Raw genomic sequence first — 16,447 nt, 5'->3', positions numbered from 1 at the left:
GCTTACATAATTCTAAGATTGAAGTGTGGCTTGAGGAATTTTGGATGGTTGGAAAGGAGCAGTTATCATGAACCCGGTGCACAATCCGGAAGTGGACGGTAAAAAGAATATATTTAATGAACAGCCGTCAAAATGGGCAGCAACCTGGAGGGAATACAAGAAGTGCAGATATCTGTTTCTGCTGCTTGCTCCGGTAATGATTTGGTACGCGGTCTTTGCATACGGCCCAATGTATGGTATTCAACTGGCTTTCAAGGATTTCAGGATCATGGATGGAATCTGGGGCAGTCCCTGGGTGGGCTTCAAGCATTTCGAGTTTTTGTTCTTTCAATCTCCTGACTTCTTAATGATTCTGAAGAATACGATCATCATCAGTTTTTTGCATATTTTGTTTGGATTCCCTGCGCCAATTATACTTGCGCTACTGATCAATGAGATCCGGTCAAGTGCATTCAAAAGGGTAGCACAGTCGTTGACCTATCTGCCGCATTTTTTCTCCTGGGTCATTCTCTCGGGGATATTGATCACGCTGCTGTCTCCATCTTCTGGTGTGGTCAATTATTTGCTCCAGCTTGTGGGATTGGAGTCGGTTTATTTTCTGGGAGATCCGAATCATTTCCGGTCAACACTGGTCATTTCGGCGATCTGGAAAGAAGTCGGCTGGGGCACGATTATCTATTTGGCCGCACTTGCGGGTGTACAGCCCGAGATGTATGAGGCTGCCGTGATGGACGGAGCGAGTCGCTGGAGACAGACCCTCAGTATTACACTTCCGACAATTATGCCGGTTATTGTACTGATGTTTATTCTGCGTATTGGCAATGTACTGGATGCCGGCTTTGATCAGATTTTGAACCTGTACTCACCTGCGACTTATAGTGTGGCGGATATTCTGGACACCTATGTTTATAGGGTAGGCTTGCAGAATTTTCAGTTCAGCCTGACGACAGCAGTCGGTCTGTTCAAAAATGTGATTGCTTTTGCGCTGGTACTGGCAACGAACTATATGGCTAAAAGGTTTGGACAACAGGGGCTCTTTTAAACAGAATAACCAGATTGGAGGACAAGGCAGTGAAGCATAGCAGGGGCAGTAACCTTTTTCAGGCTTGTTTGATTACGTTCATGATTATTTTGTGTATTGTCATGCTGTATCCGTTTGTCCATATGCTTGCGATCTCGTTCAGTACACCGGCAGAAGCATTGAGATTGGGTATCCATCTGTATCCACAACAGGTATCATTTTTTGCCTGGGAGAAGGTACTGGGTAATCAGGATATCTGGATGGGGTTTGGCAACACCGTTTTTCGTACCGTGGTGGGGACTGTTTGCTCGATCCTGTTCATGTCGTTTGGAGCATATCCGCTATCCCGTAAATACTTGCCGCATCGCAATGTGTATACGATGTTAATTGTGTTCACGATGTTCTTTAGCGGGGGCATGATTCCTTCCTACTTTCTGATCAAATCGCTTGGGCTGCTGGATTCGCGGCTGGTGTACATTATCCCGGGACTCATCAGTACGTTTTCCATGCTGATTCTGCGTAATTTCTTTCAGAACATACCTGATGAGCTGGAGGATTCAGCCAAAATCGATGGAGCGAACGATCTGCGTATTCTGTTTCAGCTGGTTCTCCCGTTATCGATGCCTGTTATCGCCACATTGTCGCTATGGTCTGCGGTAGGACATTGGAATGCCTGGTTTGACGCGGTGTTATATATTCAGGACCCTTCCAAGCAAGTGCTTCAGACGTTCCTGAGACGAGTGGTCATTACGGGAGAGAATCTATCCATGTTCGCGGCAGACGTTAAGGGCTCAGAATTGGGTTACCAGGAACCCATCAAAGCCGCTACACTGATGTTCACGGCACTGCCCATTATTATTGTGTATCCATTTCTGCAAAAGTACTTTGTAAAAGGAACGATGGTAGGCTCGCTCAAAGGATAACATGGGTTCATTCAGGCTGCCTCAGGGTGTCTTGATTCACATATGCGAATCGTTAGATCAAAAGGGAGGAATTCAGAGATGAGACAAAAGAAATTCATTACCGGTATGCTGGGATTAGTGGTATCGGCTTCATTACTCGTAAGCGGTTGCAGTGGTGGTGCGACTACTGATAACAGCATTGGTGAAAATTCAGATGGAGGTAATGAAAAGCCAATTGAGATTTCAATCGCAAACAACTGGAATATTCCTAAAGCCGACAACAATTACGTCCAGAAGTTTCTGGAAGAGAAATTTAATGTGAAATTCAAGAATATCTCCTTCGAGACGGCGACCTGGAAAGAACAATTCAATGTCATGCTGGCTTCCGGCCAGATTCCGGATATTATTTCTGTAGACGGCACTGTAGGCGATGTGGTGCAATGGGCGGATCAAGGTATCCTTGCGAGTGTTTCCCAAGAGGAGATCAAGCAATATATGCCTAAATACACGGCGGACGTGGAGAGCGTTGATCCAAATGCCTGGGACCCGGGTACATACAACGGCAAGAACTGGGGTGTTCCCAAGGTATGGGGGGAAGGTGCAACGGGTTTTATTCCCGCATATAACGGACAATGGCTGAAAGCTATTGGTTACAATGAACCACCAAAGGATCTTGCCGAGCTTGAGGATGTGCTGACCAAATTCATGAATAATGACCCGGACGGCAACGGTAAAAAGGATACGTATGGCTTGACCGGACGAGGCAAGGATGCCCAGGCACAACTGTTCAATACGGTGTTCGCAGCTTACGGAGTAGCGCCGTACCAGTTCAAACTGGACGCGAATGGCAAAGTAACGTATGGCGCAATTACAGAGGAAGCGCGCAATGCGCTGAAGCTGTTAAATGAATGGTATAAGACGGGCATTATTGATCCTGAATTCATCACCGATGGCAATAGTGAGATTCAAACCAAATTTGTCAGTCTGCGTACCGGAATCATTGAAACTGGAATGTGGCACCATCTGTATGATGATGGATACTTTGGCCTGATCTCCAAGGATAAAGGCATTGAACTTGTTCCTGGCGTTCCGTTCTCTGGGCCGGACGGCAAGAAGTATGCGATGGCCAATGGAGCTTTGCAGCCTCCTTTGTTGTTTGGAGCACAGCTTGAGAAGGATGACGCCAAACGAATTAAAATTTTACAAATTCTGGAGTATGTCACGACAGATACGGAAGGCTACTTGACGACAGTATTTGGCGAAAAAGGAAACTCCTATAACCTGGAAGGTGAATTGGCGGTCGTTACGGAAGCGGCAGCAGGTACGGAGTTAATGAGTGAACTGGGTGCAGGTTTCTATAATCCATTCGGTGCCAAAGTCAGCTCCATGATGAAGCATCACTATTCACCTGAAAAGCTGGCTTTCAAAGAAAAGTTGACGAATGTGGAAGGTGTAACCGTCCTGAGTGATCTGATGCAGTCGACGGTGATGAAGACCAAAGCCCAATATGAGGCCATTTTGAACACACTACAGGCTCAATATTATATTAAAGCAATTTCTGGTGAAGCGAATACCGATAAAGATTTTGATGATTTCCGGTCACAGTGGCTGAACTCCGGGGGGCAGTCGGAACTGGATGAGGCCCAACAGATTTACGAGGAACGCAGTAAATAAAAATGACTTTCAGGGATGATGGCAAGATCGTTAGCAGATGAACCTGGGAACGGTGCTCATCTGCTAACTGTCTCATCTCTAGGTATGGAGGAGAACGGATATGCAGACTGTAAATACGCATTTAGTGGTTTATCCAGCCCCGACGGGTGCTGTAGTCAACCCTGACTTCACCGTGAATGTCCGCAAGCCAGGTGGGGAGTGGCAGCCCTTGTTCAGCTACAATGTGAAGGTCGATATGCATGATGTCCGCAACGCATCGATGGTCTCGTTCGATTGTAAAGGGCCGGTGGAACTGGAAATTGTGAAAAATGAAGGGAGTGTTCAGGCAGCGATCATCCGCCCAATCTCAACAGGATTAAGCTATGAGTTGGAAGCAAACCGTATGTTGCTTCATCTGGAAGGTCCGCGGCAACTATCCTTGGAAGTGGACGGAGATCGATTCCACAATCTGCACATCTTTGCTAATCCGCTGGAGCAGGATGTCCCACTGGTTTCGGATGATGGTGTTCTGCCGCTTGAACCTGGAATGCATAACACGGTAGATATTCTGAGGAATTTGGCAGATGTGAGTTCAGCAGTGAAACCCAAAGTGATATATTTTCAACCCGGTATCCATCATTTCGATACATCCCGTTTAGAAGTACCTTCGAATACAATGATCTATATCGCCGGTGGCACAGTCATCTATGGAGGGTTTATTTGTAGCCATGTGGAGGATGTGGTCATTCGTGGCAGAGGCATTCTGTACCTTTCCGATTTTGAGAAAACGACCTTTTATCGTGGGGTAGAAATCAGTTATGCCCGAAATATATCGATTGAAGGTATCACAGTCATTGATCCACCCCATTATACGGTCCTGATTGGTCAATCCGAGTCAATAGATATTTTTAATATAAAAACTTTCAGTACACGTGGCTGGTCGGACGGTATTGACATGATGGCCTGTTCAGATGTGAACATCGACAGTGTATTTCTGCGTACTTCTGATGACTGTATTGCGATCTATGCTTCACGGGATGAGTATCAAGGCGATACCCGGAGGGTTCGTGTTACCCGTTCGATCTTGTGGGCAGATGTAGCGCACCCAGCCAATATAGGCACACATGGCAACTATGAAGGAGATGGAGATGTAATTGAGGATATTGTATTCAGCGATATTGATATCCTCGAGCATCACGAACCACAGCCGGATTACTGGGGATGTCTTGCAATCAATGCCGGAGACAACAATACGGTACAGCACGTAGTATATGAGAATATCCGTATTGAACCTTTCGAATTGGGTGAACTGTTCAATGTGAGAGTACTGCAAAATGCAAAATACAATCCTGCTCCGGGGAAACAGATCCGTGATATTCTTTTCAAAAATATTACGTATAGCGGAAATTGTCTGAATCCATCCCATATCGAAGGCTACGATGAAGCGCGGAAGGTAGAGAACGTGAGATTTGAGAATGTAACTGTTAATGGGGAACATTTCTCTTTGGAGAGAGATGTTATTCTCGGACCTCATACCCATGAAGTAGAAGTGAAACCAACATAAGTGTGATTTTAATCTGTCCAATGGAGCATTCGCAAGCTTATCCGCTCACGGGGAAAATAAGCAAGCGACCCCAAAGGACAAGAATATCGTCGCTTAAGAAGTCGCCTGAATGGTGGCTTTTTTTGCTTTGGTAACCCAAGTGAATTGGAACTGTAGAGTGAATTGCTTACCTGTCAGCCTTTATATCGCCGGCTCATCCGACAATTGGAAACGGGAAACGAAATACCAGATGAGCTCGCGACGTGAAGATACCTTGGTTTTGGCGAAAATGGATTTTAAGTGATCCTGAACTGTGTATACAGAAATATGCATCGCGGCAGCAATCTCTTTGGAAGAATAGCTACGCAGTACATAACCCAGCAGTTCCCGTTCTCGATTGGATAATCCATGGCTTTCGGCGAGCAAGGGTAGCAAATCCTGCGGCATCGCCTGCTCCAAACGAATAGCAATCTGATCCGGTCCTCCGAGCTGTTGCATAAGACTGGCATGAAGGATGAGATAACGCCCATCCGGAAGTTGGATACAGACTTTGGAGGGTGAGTCGGGAGCGAGTGGAGTATTTTCAGCCCGTTCAGCCCTATTCTTGCGCTGCAAGTGGGAACTCACTGCACGTACCGGACGGGGCAGAATATCTGGCCCTACATGTTCCAGCATACGCAATTGGGACAGCCAATATTGAGCCGGGGCGTTCAGCGATAAGAGCTGGAACGTGTCCGAGGTGATCAAAATTCCGGGTTCCTCGGGACTTTCACTCGTGATCTCATCCATCAGTGTCAGACTCGTGGACCGCAGCATGGCTGCAATAGAAGCAGTCCAGCTCTCAATCAGCAACCGTTCCTCCTCTGTAAAAAAAGCATTCTCGGTCTTACGATACAGGGTCAAGTATCCCCAACAAGCGTCTCCATTCACCAATACAGCGCGCAGTTCATCACCGAACCCCGCTGGCTGAAGAATGTTGAGATAACGTGGGCTTTGTTCAGGTTGTGCGTTCGTGGACGTATGAAGTGTTGCTGTATGTTCACCGCTACGAATTAATTCAGCGTATTTATGTATATCTTCTTCCATGTATTCATTGATGAATAACCGATCATGAATGGCTTCAATGCCATCTTCTGTCACAGCTCCTGTGGAGAGAAGAGTCAGCGGATCAACGGTGGTGAAACAGTATGCATCATAAGACACCGCCGAATGGATCTGCTTCAGAACAGCTTCCCGGTAGGTACGCGAGGTCCAGGTTCCTTTTTCAAGAGAAGTGATAAGTCTGTGGTTCCGATCAATACGTGATGTCAACAAGATATCTCCTCTCGCTATGCTTATATCCCAATGTTCTGGGATTGTAGGTTCGGCGTATCCTTCTATAATGAAATTAGACGAACAACGAGTCAAGTCTAACTTCAATTCAAGAGGAGTGTAGTATCCATGAGTCACAATCCATCACCCATGAGCTGGGAAACGGCAGATGTACATCGCTACGAACAATCGATAGCCCTGAAGATTCCGGGTTATTCTCATATGCATGATCTAATGGAACGGCTGCTTGCAGCATCTGTTACGGATAACAACGATATTCATATACTTGTGGCCGGAGCGGGAGGGGGGAAAGAAATTGCTCTGCTTGGATCACGCCATGCCGGGTGGACGTTGACCGGAGTAGATCCCTCACAACCCATGCTACAACTTGCCGAGAGCCGAGTTGCTGAAGCCGGCATCGGTTCCAGAGTGAAGCTGCAACCTGTCACGGTTGAAGAATTGCCGGAGGATATTGTATATGATGGGGCGACGAGCATGCTTATGTTGCATTTCCTTCAGGGGATGGAGGCCAAGAGAACGTTTCTGACAAGCCTCGCAGCGAGACTTAAACCGGGTGCACCTCTGATCATTGCGGCTGTAAATGCCGATCTTCGTTCCCCCGCATATCCGTTGATGATGCAAGCTTGGAAGGATCACATGTTGAGTACGGGTGTTCTTCCTGAAGAGTGGGAGCGCTTTGCTGCTTCCTTGGGCCGTGAATCCGATCCCATATCCTCTGAAGAGATGACTCAGCTACTGACCGAATGCGGTTTCTCACATATTACACGTTACTTCGGGGCGTTCTGGGTGGAGGGGTATTATGCAAGTCGAAACTAACATGAAGTCTGTGAAAGATCAGATCTGGGTAGTTGGTGGTTATGGTCAAGTTGGGCAGATGATATGTACTCAGCTGGGGAAATTGTTCCCGGGTAAAGTATGGGCAGCGGGTACGCGCATGAACCGTGCGGAAGAATTCAGCCGATCGACAGGTGGTGCTGTACTTCCGCTTCAACTGGATGTGACAAAACCTGTGGAGCCTTCCATGTTACGGCCTGTTAAGCTTGTAATCATGTGTGTCGATCAGAGCGATACCCGGTTTGTTGAATCCTGCGCACAAGCCGAAACCGATTATATTGATATTTCTGCAAAATATGATTTTCTCGCCCAGGTTGAACAATTACACACCAAAATGCAACGTTCCAAATCGACCGCGATCCTCAGCGTTGGATTATCACCGGGAGTGACTAATCTGCTTGTACGTGAAGCGACCATGCATATGGATCAGGTGGAGGAAGCAGATATTACCGTAATGCTGGGACTTGGCGAGAAACACGGGAAGGCTGCCGTGGAATGGACCGTTGATCAGATGAATGCCACCTATCAAGTGATGCAAAAGGGCAAGCCTGCTGAGGTTCAAAGTTTCGGAGATGGCAAATTAATTGATTTTGGAGCGGAACTGGGGAACCGAAAGGCGTATCGATTTAACTTTTCGGATCAGCATGTGGTTGCTCGGACGTTACGTATTCCAACCGTATCTACCAGACTCTGTCTGGACTCCCGCTGGATCACAAGATCCATGGCAATCTCCAAACGTGCAGGGTTGTTTTCCTTGCTACGTATCCCGTCTATTCGCAATGGAACGGTTAAGGCATTTGGTCTTATTCCTGGAGGAGAGCCAATGTATGCGGTCAAGGTCGATGCCGTAGGATGGGAAAATGGTGAGCAAGTCCGCGTCGAACAACTGCTTGTTGGCCATAAAGAAGCAGATGCGACAGCGGCCGTGGCTGCAGCCGTGGCAGAACGCGTGTATAGAACAGCGTTGCCACATGGTGTGTTTCATATTGAACAGGTTCTTTCTTTGCAGGACATTCAGGATGCACTTCATACGCCACTAAAGGTGACGACCAAAATCACCTAGCTTCATGTTCTTTTGCGGGTACCCTCCGATCTGCTATGATGGAACAATAATCATGGTATGAATGGAGGGAGATCATGAACTGCGTTGCTGTATTACCTTATTATAAAGTACAGAGAGAAGTGACGGGTCTCGCCCAAGAGATTGAGATGAATGCCCGCTCCATGATTCTGTATTCAGATAAAATCGTGACCAAATACCGCGAGTTCAATATCACTGAGGTGTTTGACATGTCATTTCGACGAATGGGCGATGAGGGTGGATTTTTCTACTTGCACACAAGTACAGGCGTGTATCCATACATGGTTGAAATCGATCCCAAACCCTTTATTCAAAGTTTCAGAAAGATGACGATCCAAAATTTAAAATGACTTGACCTTGCCGTTACGTGAAGGCTTACTCTCGGATATGGAAGGAACGATAACCAATTCAGAGGAGCCGTGAATGTAATGAGTATATTGATTCAGCAAGCGACCATCCTAACGATGAAAGATGCCGATGCCCCCTTCACGGGGGATATTCGTGTTGATGGAGATCGCATCACGCAGATTGCGGACCACATTCTGCCTCAACCGCAAGATGAGATTATCGATGGCCGTAATAAAGTTGCCATGCCGGGACTGATAAATGCTCACCAACATACACCGATGAGCCTGCTCCGGGGATTCTCGGACGATCTGAAGCTGATGGACTGGCTCGAACGCAAAATGCTGCCTGCCGAAGCACGGATGAACCCGGAAGACATCTATTGGGGTGCCAAGTTATCCATGGCCGAGATGATTCGCTCCGGTACCACTGCCTTTGCGGATATGTATATCCATATGAATGAGATTGCAGAAGCGGTTAAGCAAACGGGTATGCGGGCATCGCTTACACGCGGGATGGTATTCATGGAGGATGATGGTGGACGCAGGTTGCAGGAGGCAATCGATCTTGTAGAGCGCTGGTCTGGAGCGGCAGAGGGACGGATTACAACCATGTATGGACCGCACTCACCCTACACCTGTCCCGTGGAGCCGCTCCGTGAAGTCATTGCCATGGCTGTCGCGGAGGATATTCCTCTGCATATTCATCTGGCTGAAACGAAGGAAGAAGTCATGAAAATTCGTGAGCGCTATGACATGACGCCGACAGAGTATCTGGAAGAGGCGGGGATGTTCGAACAGGCACATGTACTGCTTGCACATGGTGTACACCTGAATCGAAGGGATATCGGCAGATTGAAGGGTATGCGCGGCGGTGTAGCACACAATCCGGTCAGTAATCTGAAGCTGGGTTGTGGAATTGCTCCGATTACCGAGATGTTGGCCCAAGGAATTAACGTGGGAATGGGAACGGATGGAGCGGGAAGTGCCACAACCGTGGATATGTTCGAGGAGATCAAAGCTGCGACCTGGCTGCAAAAGCTGGACTATGGTGATCCCACACGCTTGCCAGCCAAGGACGTTCTAAATATGGCTACACGCGGAAGTGCTAATCTGCTTGGCCTTCAGCATGAAGTGGGTGTGCTTGAGGTGGGTCACAAAGCTGATCTGATCCTGATCGATCTGGCGAAACCACATCTTCAACCGGTACATGAGGTAGAGTCTCTACTGGCATATAGTGTAAATGGTGCGGATGTGGACACCACGATCGTGAATGGTCAGATCCTCATGAGAGGCAGAAAGCTGCTGACGATCGATGAGGAAGAACTTTACCGTGAGGTGAAGGTTAGAGCCAAACGAATCGTTGAGGGAATTTAATTTTAGCTCAATTTGATCCAAACTGGAAAATGATTTGTGTTCAAAACGCTATGGAGGCTTACTCCATGGCGTTTTTTGTCGAATTAAAATTGGGAATAGTTCCATGGACCTGTTCAGAATCGGTTCAGAATGACTCGTTATACTGAGCATGTAGTTGTTCAAATTTGAAATGTACACGAGGAGGAACATGAATTGAAGGGGAAAAAAAACAAAAAACGGCTTAAGCCGATATTGAAAAAAAGCATGTTGACTGCGCTCGGATTGGGCATTGCATTGCCTATAGGTGGAACGCTTCCTCAAGCTAACGCAGGAGCAATCGGTCCGGTAATAAACATTTCACGACCTGTACTTAATGATGGTATTAAATGGTTGAGCTATTCATCGGAACAAAATGATCCTTCTTTTGTACCCGATGTGCCCATCGAGGTAACCAGCAACAATACAGTCAGAATCAATTTAAGTACACATTTTCGATCCGATGAGTTTAATACGCTCACAGCCAGTTCAGATGATAGCAGTATAGCTGAGGTGTATGTAGAAACGAGACAAGATGAAAATATGCCAACGCCTACGAGTACATTGGTGGTTATTCCTTACAAGAGCGGCAAAATCAACATCGAATTGAAAGCAAAATATACTGTATCTGATGTGCCGGAAACGGTTACGGATAACTTTGAACTTTACATTAGTAAAAAAGGGGATGTAAATGCAGACGGAAAAGTGAATTCTCTAGATGCAGCTGACCTTTTAGATTATCTGCGCAACATGGTAAGTCGCCGCGGATTTAGCTATGTAGAGATGAATCGAATGGACGTGGATCGTAATGCGGAACCTGCCTTAGGCGACATGAATGCTTTATTACAAGGATATAAAGGCAAAACACTAGGCGGGGAAAATAATGACTATGTGTTGACCTTCCAACAAGTGGACGATGCGCCTTATGTGCTGAATGGTCAATTAAAGGATTACATGGGGAACTCAATTGCCACAGATTATGATTTAATGGATGTTGATGGGGATTATATTAATACTCCTTCTTATCAGTGGTACCGCGCAACAGACCCTTCAGGAGAAGATAGAGTGCTGATAGAAGGAGAAATAGCAGAACAGTATACCGTTAAAGATGAGGACGAAGGTTATTATCTTGTGCTCGAAGTGACTGCTCATTCCACTTCGGATGCGAATACGGAGCCTAGACGAGTATACATTGTTGCAAAAGAAAAAATACAACGCCCTGATTAATTCATATTTTAATTTAGATATTGAATAACAATATTTGTTCTATCGTTACCATACATTCTACTAATTGATACAGACATGGAGGCTAATACATGTTTCAACCGAAAAAGAAACGTCCAAGAATCAGAAGAACAATGTCAGGTCTCATCGCACTGACGCTACTCTCTTCTCTCGTATTCCCGAGTATAGCTGGGGCAGAGCCGGCAGAACCATCACAGGTGCAATTTGCAAATGTTAGTGTACAGGCGGGGCAGACGGTTCATGTTCCTGTTGCATTGAAAAAATCCCATTTCGGGGTGAAAGCTTATAATATGCAGATTGATTATGATACGTCTGCACTGGAAATCGTTCGGATCACACCTAAATCTGTCAACGTCATGAGCACATCCCCAAATGAAGAAGGTGTAGCAGACTTCCAGTACGAAATTAATAATGCGGAAGGCTGGGTACGGATCATCTGGGTTGATTTTACTGGGGGTGACCATTCAATTGTAGATGAAACCCAATTATTTGATATGGAAATCAAAGCCAAAAGCAACGCGACGCCTGGAACGAAACAGCTATCCGTAGATCAAACCGATTCAGAACATTGGCATTTCACGAATGTAGAGCACGAAAATTACACTGAATTGTCCGGTGGAACAATCACAATTACAGCAGCAAACTCAGGTGGTGGCAATTCGGGTTCTCCAGGTTCCTCTTCGGGAGGTAGTGTATCGCCAACTACACCCGTGGTTACCCCGGTTCCATCTACTCCGGCGGTAACCAAAGGCGTAGACATCTATGTAAACGGACAGAAACAGGAACAATCTGCGACAGCTACCACATCAACGGTAAACAATCAGGTTACCACCACGGTTCATGTGGATAATGATAAAGTCATCAATCAGATTGGAAGTGGACTAAGAACGCTTCTGCTACCGATTACAGGTACTGGCAAGGGCGCGGTCATTGGTGAACTGAACGGCAAGTTAGTCAAAACGATGGAAGGAAGTAATGCCGAAGTTGTCATTCAGACAGACAGTGGTACGTACACCCTTCCAGCTAATCAGATTCAGGTGGATCAGGTTCTGAACCAATTCGGAAGCACCGTTCCATTGGAAGATATCACAATTCAAATCGCTATTGTACCTAGTGCTGCATCCAAGCAAACAGCAATTCAGGCGGCAGCGGACAAGCTGCAGAACACTACGGTGATTGCAACCCCAGTTGATTTTGAAGTGAAAGCGATCTGGAACGGACAGCAAGTCAATGTGAATCGTTTCAACTCTTATGTAGAACGTTCCATTACTCTGCCAGAAGGTGTCGATGGTTTAAAGATCACGACAGGAGTAGTACTTCAGCCAGATGGTACCCTTCTGCATGTGCCGACCAAGGTTATCAAAGGTAATGTGCAAGATTCTGCTATTATTAATAGCTTGACGAACAGCACTTACGCCCTGATCTATCATCCGGCAACATTCAGCGATGTAAGCAATCACTGGAGTCGTGATGACGTACAGGATCTGGCATCCCGTCTGATCGTACAAGGTACTGGTGAGAACGTATTTGCGCCGGACCGGAGTATTACGCGGGCAGAATTTACGGCTGTTTTGTTAAGAGGTTTGGGACTGCACTCCCCGATTAGCGCAGAAGCAGCATCATTCACGGATGTGAAAACAGGCAGCTGGTATGAGGATGAGGTTCAGACGGCTGTATCCTATGGCCTGATCTCAGGTTATGCTGACGATAGCTTCCGTCCGAACAATGAAATTTCTCGTGCGGAAGCGCTGACTATTGTGTCACGTGCGATGAAATTGGTCGGTCTGGCACAGGCCGACACGTCAGAGACAACAAGTCTGCTGAGCACATACAGCGATAGCGCTAAAGTACAGGCTTGGGCAGCTGAGCCGGTTGCATCGGCGATTAAACAAGAGCTGGTACAAGGCGATGATGGCAAGCTGATGACAGATGCGGACATTAGTCGTGCACAGTCGGCGGCGATTGTGAAAAGGTTACTTGCAAAAGCTGGACTAATCTAAACTTTATAATTGAACTAAAGATTACTTATACTGACACTACGACGACAGAATAACCTTCCAATCGCTGTTATCCCCAGATTTTTTGATTACCTTTTCCAAAGGGGAAAATCCGGGGATAAAGGCGAACGCTTCGCTTTTTCAGGTTTTTTCTGTCCTCTCCGTTATCGTGTAAATGATTAGTTCAACTTATATTATCAAATGCAATAACGAAATAAGACAACCCGAGTCCTTATGTATAAGGATTCGAGTTGTTATGCACCTACACTTACTTGAAATGTTTATTTCAAGCAAGCTGTAGGTGTTTTTTTTTGCACATAGTTCTTTTTGAACAACCTCTTCTAGGTCAATGGTCCAGTTCATTATCAGTTCACAATAATTTGTTACGATATGAAACATCAAATAGATAGAGTGCATGTTCAGGAGAGGAAGAGATCCATATGAAAATACTAGAAGTTAAAAATGTGAAGAAATCATACACCTTATATGGAAAAGAAAGAGTTCCGGTACTACATGGTTTGAACCTTAGCTTTGAGACGGGGGAGTTCGTCTCCATCCTTGGCGAATCTGGCTGCGGTAAGTCGACACTGATGAATATAATTGGTGGCATGGACTCCGATTATGAAGGGGACGTCGTTGTTCGTGGCAAGAACTTAAGTGCCATGACCGAGAAAGAAATGGATGATTATCGGAAGAATAATATCGGCTTTGTCTTTCAAAATTTCAATCTGATTCCGCATCTATCAGTCCTCGAAAATGTGACGATTGCAATGCAAATGACGGATACCAATGAGAAGGATCGGAATCAACGTGCCGTTGATATATTAACAGAGGTCGGACTGAAGGATCATCTGAACAAACGTCCAAATCAGTTATCCGGCGGTCAGAAGCAACGGGTTTCCATCGCACGGGCGTTATCCAACAATCCGGATATTATTCTCGCAGATGAACCAACAGGTGCTCTGGATAGGGAAAATGGAGATCAAATCCTCGCTCTGCTCGACAGTATAGCCAAAAAGGGAATGCTGGTAATTGCCGTAACTCACTCCCAGAAAGTCGCTGACTCCGGTACACGTATTGTAAAGGTTGAAGAGGGGCGCATTAGTGATGATATTCACCTGAAAGATCCTTCTACGGCTGTTTACGAGAGTGGTCAGGATTCTTCCCGCAGCCTAAGCCTGCTTGCTTCATTCAAGATGGCACTTAAAAATATGAAACTCAACGGCAAACGTAATGTATTGGTAGCATTGGGTGGATCTATAGGTATATTAAGTGTACTCCTCATGCTCTCCTTGGGGAATGGTATAACGACGTATATGAATGACGAAATCAATTCAAGTATGGACCCTTTGCTCGTGGATATAACGAAGCCGAGTGAAGAAGCCAAGGACATGCAAGGTCCCGAGGCCTTGATGGCACCAGGTGAACAATTTACCGAAGCTGATGTTGAGACAATTCGCAATTTTCCTAATGTGGATCATGTAGAGACGATCACAACTATTACAGGCAAATCGACTATGGTGAATGAAGAACAAAGTGTGGGACTTACGCAGGTAACGACGTTAACGGATGCTTTTGATCCAGCACTGATGACAACGGGGGTCCTTCCTGTAGAAAATCAGATGCTGTTACCTCTCGATACGGCGAAACAATTAAGCGGAAATGACCAAGCTGATTCCATGATCGGCAAGTCCGTGTTTCTATATATCAATGAGATGGATAGCAATAATAAACCAGTAACTTTGGAGAAAGAAGTAACCATCTCAGGAATCTATGAAGCAGCAGATCCAAGATCTCCAATGCAACAATCCCCGGGATACATCTCATCAGAGACGTTGGAGCCAATGTATACGGATAAAGGAATAACGATTGGGCCGATTCAGGTTAACGCCTATGCAACCGATATGAAATATGTAAATGATATCAATGAAGCTGCTGTTGACGCTGGCTTCGCAGGCTCCCAGATGGCCAAGGTCATGGAGAATATCACGACTTATGTTAGTATGGCTTCCATTGTACTCGCTGGTATTGCAGGCATTTCGTTGATCGTATCCGGTATCATGATATTGGTTGTACTCTATATTAGTGTCGTGGAACGGACGAAGGAAATCGGAATTCTTCGGGCAATTGGAGCGAGAAAGAAAGATATCAAGCGAATATTCTTCTCCGAATCTGCCTTATTAGGGGTATTTAGTGGTATTATTGCGGTAATCTTTGCAGTGATCATTAGTTATGTGTTAAATATTCTATTGGACAATGCGTTTGGAGCAAAACTCATTAATCTCTCAGGATATTATATCTTGTTCGGTATCGTGGTAAGTACAGCGATTAGCATCGTGGCCGGTTTGATGCCATCATCAAAAGCCGCGAAACTGGACCCGATGGAATCCTTGCGATACGAATAAAACCAATTGCGGAAAGGATAATGGTTACATGAACACGATTTTGGTGGTGGACGACGATTCCCATATCCGCAAATTAATCCGAATCTATCTTGAAAAGAATCAATTTTCCGTGCTGGAAGCACCAGACGGGCAAGAGGCATTAGATATCCTGTCTCATACGAAAGTTGATCTGGCAATTGTGGATGTGATGATGCCACGAATAGACGGTATTGAACTGACCGAAGATATCCGATCTTATCTGGATATCCCGATTCTCATGGTAACTGCCAAGGGAGAATCCAAGGACAAGGTCAGAGGATTTAATGCAGGATCAGACGATTATCTGGTTAAACCTTTTGATCCGGTAGAATTAATCCTGCGTGTAAAATCGTTACTGAAACGATATAACAAAAGTCCATCGAACATGATTCAGATCAGCGGTGTAACGATTGATTTGGGCAATCTGATGGTCGTTGCGGATGGTCAAACCATCGAATTGAAAAAGAAGGAATGTGAATTGTTATTTTCTCTGGCGAGTTCGCCAGGGAAAATATTCACACGTACACAGCTTATAGATGATATATGGGGTATCGATTATGAAGGCGATGAGCGTACGGTCGACGTGCATATCAAGCGGTTAAGGGAACGGCTTGAACCTGTACCTGAGCTAGTAATCTCAACGATAAGAGGACTTGGATATCGCCTGGAGCGGGCATGAA

At 45.8% G+C, this 16,447-nt stretch carries 13 protein-coding genes; 12 read left to right on the top strand and 1 reads right to left on the bottom strand.

The genetic code is table 11. The features are described from left to right. Positions 1-67: 67 nt before the first annotated feature. The 4 genes from OM416_RS09580 to OM416_RS09565 all read left to right on the top strand — a co-directional run bounded on the left by OM416_RS09580 (position 68) and on the right by OM416_RS09565 (position 5,140). The gene (locus OM416_RS09580) at positions 68-1,042 is read left to right on the top strand and encodes an ABC transporter permease (protein ID WP_264929002.1); all 975 of its coding nucleotides are present in this window, start codon (positions 68-70) and stop codon (positions 1,040-1,042) included. Positions 1,043-1,071: 29 nt separating this feature from the next. After that, positions 1,072-1,944 carry a carbohydrate ABC transporter permease gene (locus OM416_RS09575; protein WP_264929001.1) on the top strand — a complete coding sequence of 291 codons (873 nt, stop codon included), beginning with the start codon at positions 1,072-1,074 and terminating at the stop codon, positions 1,942-1,944. Positions 1,945-2,022: 78 nt separating this feature from the next. Beyond that, the gene (locus tag OM416_RS09570) at positions 2,023-3,597 is read left to right on the top strand and encodes an extracellular solute-binding protein (protein ID WP_264929000.1); all 1,575 of its coding nucleotides are present in this window, start codon (positions 2,023-2,025) and stop codon (positions 3,595-3,597) included. A 100-nt stretch (positions 3,598-3,697) separates the two neighbouring features. Further along, positions 3,698-5,140, top strand: a complete 1,443-nt coding sequence (locus OM416_RS09565; protein ID WP_264928999.1) for a glycosyl hydrolase family 28 protein — start codon at positions 3,698-3,700, stop codon at positions 5,138-5,140. Between the two features lie 180 nt (positions 5,141-5,320). Here the strand turns inward: OM416_RS09565 and OM416_RS09560 are convergent, their stop codons facing one another. Next, positions 5,321-6,430: a helix-turn-helix transcriptional regulator gene (locus tag OM416_RS09560; protein WP_264928998.1), complete on the bottom strand. Its 1,110-nt coding sequence runs from the start codon at positions 6,428-6,430 to the stop codon at positions 5,321-5,323. A 129-nt stretch (positions 6,431-6,559) separates the two neighbouring features. Here OM416_RS09560 and OM416_RS09555 point away from each other — a divergent pair, with 129 nt between their 5' ends. The 8 genes from OM416_RS09555 to OM416_RS09520 all read left to right on the top strand — a co-directional run bounded on the left by OM416_RS09555 (position 6,560) and on the right by OM416_RS09520 (position 16,446). Next, entirely contained in the window at positions 6,560-7,267 is a 708-nt protein-coding gene (locus tag OM416_RS09555; protein ID WP_264928997.1) for a class I SAM-dependent methyltransferase, read from the top strand. Beyond that, positions 7,251-8,348, top strand: coding sequence for a saccharopine dehydrogenase family protein (locus OM416_RS09550; protein WP_264928996.1), 1,098 nt, complete (start codon positions 7,251-7,253; stop codon positions 8,346-8,348). The genes OM416_RS09555 and OM416_RS09550 overlap by 17 nt, the downstream gene beginning before the upstream one ends. A 74-nt stretch (positions 8,349-8,422) precedes the next feature. After that, entirely contained in the window at positions 8,423-8,716 is a 294-nt protein-coding gene (locus tag OM416_RS09545) for a hypothetical protein (RefSeq protein WP_062834093.1), read from the top strand. A 78-nt stretch (positions 8,717-8,794) separates the two neighbouring features. Further along, positions 8,795-10,087, top strand: a complete 1,293-nt coding sequence (locus OM416_RS09540) for an amidohydrolase (protein ID WP_264928995.1) — start codon at positions 8,795-8,797, stop codon at positions 10,085-10,087. A gap of 192 nt (positions 10,088-10,279) precedes the next feature. Continuing rightward, the gene (locus tag OM416_RS09535; RefSeq protein ID WP_264928994.1) at positions 10,280-11,329 is read left to right on the top strand and encodes a hypothetical protein; all 1,050 of its coding nucleotides are present in this window, start codon (positions 10,280-10,282) and stop codon (positions 11,327-11,329) included. An 89-nt stretch (positions 11,330-11,418) separates the two neighbouring features. Further along, the gene (locus OM416_RS09530; RefSeq protein WP_264928993.1) at positions 11,419-13,347 is read left to right on the top strand and encodes an S-layer homology domain-containing protein; all 1,929 of its coding nucleotides are present in this window, start codon (positions 11,419-11,421) and stop codon (positions 13,345-13,347) included. Positions 13,348-13,784: 437 nt separating this feature from the next. Continuing rightward, on the top strand, positions 13,785-15,749 hold the full coding sequence (locus OM416_RS09525) for an ATP-binding cassette domain-containing protein (protein WP_264928992.1): 1,965 nt from the start codon (positions 13,785-13,787) through the stop codon (positions 15,747-15,749). 28 nt (positions 15,750-15,777) lie between these two features. After that, positions 15,778-16,446: a response regulator transcription factor gene (locus tag OM416_RS09520; protein ID WP_145147257.1), complete on the top strand. Its 669-nt coding sequence runs from the start codon at positions 15,778-15,780 to the stop codon at positions 16,444-16,446. Position 16,447 lies beyond the last annotated feature (1 nt).

It is taken from the genome of Paenibacillus sp. LS1, assembly GCF_026013365.1.
GTDB lineage: Bacteria > Bacillota > Bacilli > Paenibacillales > Paenibacillaceae > Paenibacillus.
This window is presented reverse-complemented; position numbering and strand designations above follow the sequence as displayed.

Coding starts and splice junctions, on each gene's coding strand:
- OM416_RS09580 (WP_264929002.1), top strand. CDS start 68: ATGAACCCGGTGCACAATCCGGAAGTGGACGGTAAAAAGAATATATTT.
- OM416_RS09570 (WP_264929000.1), top strand. CDS start 2,023: ATGAGACAAAAGAAATTCATTACCGGTATGCTGGGATTAGTGGTATCG.
- OM416_RS09565 (WP_264928999.1), top strand. CDS start 3,698: ATGCAGACTGTAAATACGCATTTAGTGGTTTATCCAGCCCCGACGGGT.
- OM416_RS09555 (WP_264928997.1), top strand. CDS start 6,560: ATGAGTCACAATCCATCACCCATGAGCTGGGAAACGGCAGATGTACAT.
- OM416_RS09550 (WP_264928996.1), top strand. CDS start 7,251: ATGCAAGTCGAAACTAACATGAAGTCTGTGAAAGATCAGATCTGGGTA.
- OM416_RS09545 (WP_062834093.1), top strand. CDS start 8,423: ATGAACTGCGTTGCTGTATTACCTTATTATAAAGTACAGAGAGAAGTG.
- OM416_RS09540 (WP_264928995.1), top strand. CDS start 8,795: ATGAGTATATTGATTCAGCAAGCGACCATCCTAACGATGAAAGATGCC.
- OM416_RS09530 (WP_264928993.1), top strand. CDS start 11,419: ATGTTTCAACCGAAAAAGAAACGTCCAAGAATCAGAAGAACAATGTCA.
- OM416_RS09525 (WP_264928992.1), top strand. CDS start 13,785: ATGAAAATACTAGAAGTTAAAAATGTGAAGAAATCATACACCTTATAT.
- OM416_RS09520 (WP_145147257.1), top strand. CDS start 15,778: ATGAACACGATTTTGGTGGTGGACGACGATTCCCATATCCGCAAATTA.